Source organism: Pedobacter sp. HMWF019 (assembly GCF_003061025.1).
Classification (GTDB): Bacteria; Bacteroidota; Bacteroidia; order Sphingobacteriales; family Sphingobacteriaceae; genus Pedobacter.
This window is the reverse complement of record NZ_QAIL01000230.1, coordinates 1-4,908: the sequence shown is the minus strand read 5'-3', so window position 1 is coordinate 4,908 and position 4,908 is coordinate 1. Positions and strand designations below refer to the sequence as shown.

7 protein-coding genes are annotated in these 4,908 nt (G+C 39.4%); 6 read left to right on the top strand and 1 reads right to left on the bottom strand.

Annotation, left to right across the window (positions count from 1 at the left end):
* Positions 1 to 252: 252 nt before the first annotated feature.
* Together DBR11_RS13600 and DBR11_RS13595 are read left to right on the top strand one after the other, a co-directional pair.
* The gene (locus DBR11_RS13600) at positions 253 to 582 is read left to right on the top strand and encodes a hypothetical protein (protein WP_108553214.1); all 330 of its coding nucleotides are present in this window, start codon (positions 253 to 255) and stop codon (positions 580 to 582) included.
* Positions 583 to 642: 60 nt separating this feature from the next.
* Entirely contained in the window at positions 643 to 942 is a 300-nt protein-coding gene (locus DBR11_RS13595; protein WP_108553213.1) for a hypothetical protein, read from the top strand.
* Between the two features lie 311 nt (positions 943 to 1,253).
* Here the strand turns inward: DBR11_RS13595 and DBR11_RS29605 are convergent, their stop codons facing one another.
* Positions 1,254 to 1,424: a hypothetical protein gene (locus DBR11_RS29605; RefSeq protein ID WP_158275287.1), complete on the bottom strand. Its 171-nt coding sequence runs from the start codon at positions 1,422 to 1,424 to the stop codon at positions 1,254 to 1,256.
* A gap of 172 nt (positions 1,425 to 1,596) precedes the next feature.
* Between DBR11_RS29605 and DBR11_RS13590 the strand changes: the two genes are divergently transcribed.
* From DBR11_RS13590 to DBR11_RS13570, 4 genes are all read left to right on the top strand, one after another.
* Positions 1,597 to 2,244, top strand: coding sequence for a DUF6266 family protein (locus tag DBR11_RS13590; RefSeq protein ID WP_108553212.1), 648 nt, complete (start codon positions 1,597 to 1,599; stop codon positions 2,242 to 2,244).
* 98 nt (positions 2,245 to 2,342) lie between these two features.
* Positions 2,343 to 2,984: a DUF6266 family protein gene (locus tag DBR11_RS13585; protein ID WP_108553211.1), complete on the top strand. Its 642-nt coding sequence runs from the start codon at positions 2,343 to 2,345 to the stop codon at positions 2,982 to 2,984.
* 60 nt (positions 2,985 to 3,044) lie between these two features.
* Positions 3,045 to 3,422, top strand: a complete 378-nt coding sequence (locus DBR11_RS13580) for a DoxX family protein (protein ID WP_108553210.1) — start codon at positions 3,045 to 3,047, stop codon at positions 3,420 to 3,422.
* Positions 3,423 to 4,242: 820 nt separating this feature from the next.
* On the top strand, positions 4,243 to 4,908 hold the full coding sequence (locus DBR11_RS13570) for a YceI family protein (RefSeq protein ID WP_108553208.1): 666 nt from the start codon (positions 4,243 to 4,245) through the stop codon (positions 4,906 to 4,908).

Below are 4,908 nucleotides of genomic sequence, written 5' to 3'. Positions count from 1 at the left end.
TCTTTGGATATATCAAAATTAAAGCACTCTGTTATGAATATTACGCATCTCGGTTACCCATTTACATGTCGAATTAAAGTAAACACTGCTGCCGTTCTTGGCTTGGTTAGCCCTGGCTTTGGTGTTGTCGGTTAATACCCGCGGGTGCCAGTGTTTCTGGTACCCGCTTGTTTCTTCCTGAATATTCTTTGTGGCGCGCGACACGGATTGAATATATAATTCAACATTTTTTAACAACTAAATTATTTAAACATGAAAAAATCGTTTAAAGCGGCTTTAATGGTCGTGCTGTGTGCTGGCGGATTGACCGCAGCTTTTGCTTTTACTAAAGCAGCGTCTGTTCAAAAGGCGGGTTTAATTGCTTACACGTACAATTTGGGTACGTCTACTGGTGCGAGGAATGCTTCTAACTGGACGCTGGCTACGGGTTCTACGCCGAGTTGCGGGGCTGCGGGTTCTGTGCCTTGTAAGGTTGTGTTTGATGCTTCGGTGTATCCTACGTTGCAGGATTACATTAATGATCAGGGATTTATTAGTGATGCTGAAGTGGCTTATGGGCCTGGCGTGGTGAGTAAGCAATAACCTTTTATGAAAAATATGTTTTCTGATCGCGCTGAGCCTTACAGGCTCTGAGGCTTGATCATGAAAACATATTTTTCCTGGGTGCAAACCTGGATAGTGTTTAATTGTATGCATGCTGATGTGTTGCCTGTTCTTCAGGAAATTTTATTGACCTTGGTGGAGATTAAACTGGCTATCCGTGAGTTTGGTACGCCTGTTGTTCAGCAGGAGGAATGGTTGACTGCGCAGCAAGCTATGGAGTTTCTGTATATGGAGAAGCGGACATTTTACCGCAGAAGGAGCGAGGAACAGGGGAAGTGGGTGATGAAAAGGGTAGGGAAGAAGTGGGTTTATTTGAAGTCTTCGCTTTGTGAAAAATAGGATTTCTGATGTCGCTGAATCTTTTAGATTCTGAGGCTCCATCATGAAATCCTATTTTTCTTGGGCGCAGACTGGAGGGGGTGCGGACCGGGAGGGTGGAGAGTTGGGTTAAGTTAAAAACAAAAGGTATGCATGTTGAAGAGATTGCTGAATTAACCAATCTTTCTATAGCTGAAATCTAAGCATTAGTATAAAGTTAAGTTCAATATAATATTTGAATAAGCCGGAGGAGAGATTCTTCCGGCTTTTTTTTGTGCGGACTGGAGGCGGACAGACTGGGGAGGGTGGAGAGTTGGGGTTATGCTGTACTTTTAGTTGTACTTCATCAATACGCCTTTGATTTTCTTGGTTTTACTGTTGCTGGTGGTGGTGGTTGAATTGTGTTCATTTTGTCTTCTGCCTTTTTTAACGGTTCCTGTTGTTTGCGCTCTGTGGATTTCAACAGGATAAAATGGGTAGCTATGTGTGTCAAACGGTGACAAAAGAGTGTCAAACAGTGTCAAAGTGTTTTGAGGTCTAGGTAGTTAAATACTAGTGAGTTATGTTTGTTCCTGTAATTAGAAAAGCGGTACCGGTGCACAGGTACTGCGGGTCCTGCAGGCTAAGCAATTACATAATTAACAAGTGTATTTAACGATTTAAAATTTCAAGAAAATGGGAACATTTATAAAAGGAGTCCACGGCGGATTCTCGGGTAAAATAGGGCATGTGATTGGTGCGGCATGGCGCGGGGTTGACTATATGAAGAGTTTACCGCGTAAGTCTAACAAGCCTGCAACGCAGGCTCAATTGACACAGCGTTTAATTTTTAAAATGGTAGTTGGTTTTTTCAGGCCAATCAATAACCTGATTAAAATCGGTTATCAGAGCTACAGGGGTACTCAGACACCAATCAATGCAGTGGTGGCTTACCACATTGAGAAAGCGGTTACCGGGGTTTATCCAAACCTGGGCATCGATTTTCCAAAGGTAAAGTTTAGCAAGGGGCATTTGCTGAGACCTTCTGTTGTTGGTGTGGAATCTGTGGCTACGGCTAAGGTGAAGTTTGATTGGCTGAATAATACGCCTCCTGTTGGTACAAGTACTGCTGCAACGGATCTGGCGACGCTGTTGGTGTATAACCCAGTTAAGGAACTGTTTTTGTCGGTAGAGGATATTGCCGCACGCAGTGCTTTAAGTTTTACGCTGCCGGTACCTGCCGACTGGATTGGTGATGATGTGCATTGCTGGATGAGCTTTGTTAGTGTGAGCCGAAAAGAGGTAAGTGATAGTGCGTATGTAGGAACCACTGCAGTGTTGTAGTAGGATAAAGGCGCTGGCGTGGCGTAGGTCCGTCAGCGCCTTAATTAATTGGGTTTATAGAAATAAACCATGGTATTTAACTTTAGAATTTCAGGAAAATGGGAAGATATAAAGATGGAATAAATGGTCCTTTCTCTGGGAAAGTTGGCCAGGTTATCGGATCGAGTTGCAGGGGGATTACTTATTTGCGCAGTATGCCAAATAAATCTAAAAAACGGGCAACGCAGGCACAAAAGAACCAGCGTTTAAAGCTGGCTATAGTAAGTGGTTGGTTACGGCCAGTTTTGCATTTGATCAATATTGGTTATAGGGCTCAAATTAGTGAAAAGACGGCAATGAACAGTGCGGTATCCCATCATATGAAGCAGGTTTTAACTGGTATTGGGCCTAATTATGGCCTGGACTTTTCTAAAGCCATTTTTAGCAGGGGCGAGCTATTGGTGTCTTTTGTTAAAGAGGTTGTTGTGCTGGTTGATCAGGTATTGCATGTAAAATGGGAGAATGGACCTGAGTCTGCTTTTTGTGCAGAGACTGATCTGGTCACTTTTATCCTTTACAATTCGGAAAAGGAGGAATTTGTAACCTATGAAAATGCTGTTCTGCGTTTTGCAAAAGAGGTGGATTTAAAAATGCCGAAGAATTTTGCAGGAGATGCTGTGCATGCCTGGATGCATTTGACGGATGCGCTGGGTGATAAGGTGAGTACTTCGGTTTATTTAGGGCTTGTCCCCCTTTTATAGTTTCAATCGTTATTAGGCAAATAACAATTATTGGCTAATTAATTTGAAACACGAAAACAAATGAAAAACAAACGATTCTATTACTGGCTGTTGACTGGGCTAATGTCTTTTTACATGCTGTTTGCTGCCTGGTTTGCTGAAACGCATCAGGCTGATTTTACCGGACGTATGGGCTTTCCGGCTTATTTTCGGATAGAGTTGACTATTGCGAAGATAATTGGTGCAGTGGTATTGCTGTTTCCTCAAACTCCTCAGAGAATAAGGGAATGGGTATATGTTGGCTTTTGTATTTGTATGGTCTCTGCATTTATTGCGAAATGCAATAGTGGTTATGATTTTATGGAGGTTGCACAGCCTGCGTTCTCGCTGGTCTTTTTCCTGGGGGCTATATTTCTGTTGAACAAAGTGAACGAGCAGGCGGATGGCACCGTAGGTTAGGTTGTAAAAAAAAAAGCCTGCAGCTCTAAAATCTGCAGGCTTTTTCAATAGGTTTACTTCAAAAGACGGTTTGGTAAAAGTTTTAGATGTTTTTGACAAAACGTATTAAGTATTGATGATAGAAAATTTTACTAGTTTTGATTTCAAAATGTCCAGTTTTGATTTCGAAGGAATATCACAGGTTATAAGTAATCTGTCGCCCTTCGATTCATCAATACCTAGTCTTTCAAATATTAAAAGTTTATGCCTACACATTTTTACCATTCTTAAATATTTGTACAGTAAACATTTAATCCTTACGTTCTCTGCTCTCATTTTTAATTGAATTGTTTTAGCCAAACTTTTATGTTGCAAAACTATTTTTTCAGAATATAGGCGACAATAGCTAAATAGCGCTATTTTAATACAAATAGACCCTATTAAATAGTTTTATATTACTTTAATGAATGGATCGAGTCAACACACTAGATGGAGTAAAAAAAGTGGTTGGATGGGCGTTGAGTACAACAATTAAGGCTATAGATACAGTCTTTACTTGTATCATTAGCAGGTATTGAATTTTCAAATCATCTAAAATATACCTTAAAATGGGTATTAGGATCGTCTTATATAACTGCAAAAACTTATTTACTATAAGACAAGAAGCTATTCCTATTGTTTTTGTCTCAAAATAAAACAATGATGCGAATTTTAATAGCTTGTTTTAGCTATTGTATTGATATAAAATGAATTATAGTTTTGCCTCCTATTAAGAAGATTCTTTTTGCAAAAAAATCCAATGATTATTTTAAAACAAATTACAAATTACAATCGTTAACAAATGAAAAAATTAAATATCCTGACATTCCTTGCCGTTGCTTTATTCTTGACGGCATGCGGAGAAATTGAAACAATAAAAGAACAACAGGCTGCTGAAAAAACAGGAAAAATATCAGCTGCAAACTTAGAAACCTCTAAAATAGGGTGGAAAGCATTTCATAAAGGTGGTGTTTTTCCACGCTGGGGTACACTTACCCTTAGATCAGGTGAATTATCAGTTAAGAATGGAGAACTTACAGCAGGTGACTTTACAATGAATATGCAGTCAATTCAAGTAGATCCGGGATCAGTAACAGAAGAAGGTGCGCAATACTTACAATTAGAAGCTCATTTGAAAAACGCTGACTTTTTTGATGTAGAAAAATACCCGACCGCAGATTTTAAAATTACAAAAGTTACTTCATTAGAACCTAATGATAAAGCTACTATAGAAGGAGCAAATAAAATGGTAAGCGGTAACCTTACTCTTAAAGGAAAAGCTCTAAACGTAACTTTTCCAGCAAAAGTTACAATAATAGACGGGATTGTAACCGTGCAGGCAAAGTTTACTGTTAACCGAACTGACTGGAATATTAATTTTGCTACCTCTGAAGCAGACCCTGCTGAATGGCTAATTAGTAAAGATCTTGAGATTAGTATCGATGTAAAAACGATAAAAAATATATAA

Excerpts from the sequence above, each read along its gene's own strand:
- DBR11_RS13600 (WP_108553214.1), top strand. The coding sequence starts at position 253 with ATGAAAAAATCGTTTAAAGCGGCTTTAATGGTCGTGCTGTGTGCTGGC.
- DBR11_RS13595 (WP_108553213.1), top strand. The coding sequence starts at position 643 with ATGAAAACATATTTTTCCTGGGTGCAAACCTGGATAGTGTTTAATTGT.
- DBR11_RS13590 (WP_108553212.1), top strand. The coding sequence starts at position 1,597 with ATGGGAACATTTATAAAAGGAGTCCACGGCGGATTCTCGGGTAAAATA.
- DBR11_RS13585 (WP_108553211.1), top strand. The coding sequence starts at position 2,343 with ATGGGAAGATATAAAGATGGAATAAATGGTCCTTTCTCTGGGAAAGTT.
- DBR11_RS13580 (WP_108553210.1), top strand. The coding sequence starts at position 3,045 with ATGAAAAACAAACGATTCTATTACTGGCTGTTGACTGGGCTAATGTCT.
- DBR11_RS13570 (WP_108553208.1), top strand. The coding sequence starts at position 4,243 with ATGAAAAAATTAAATATCCTGACATTCCTTGCCGTTGCTTTATTCTTG.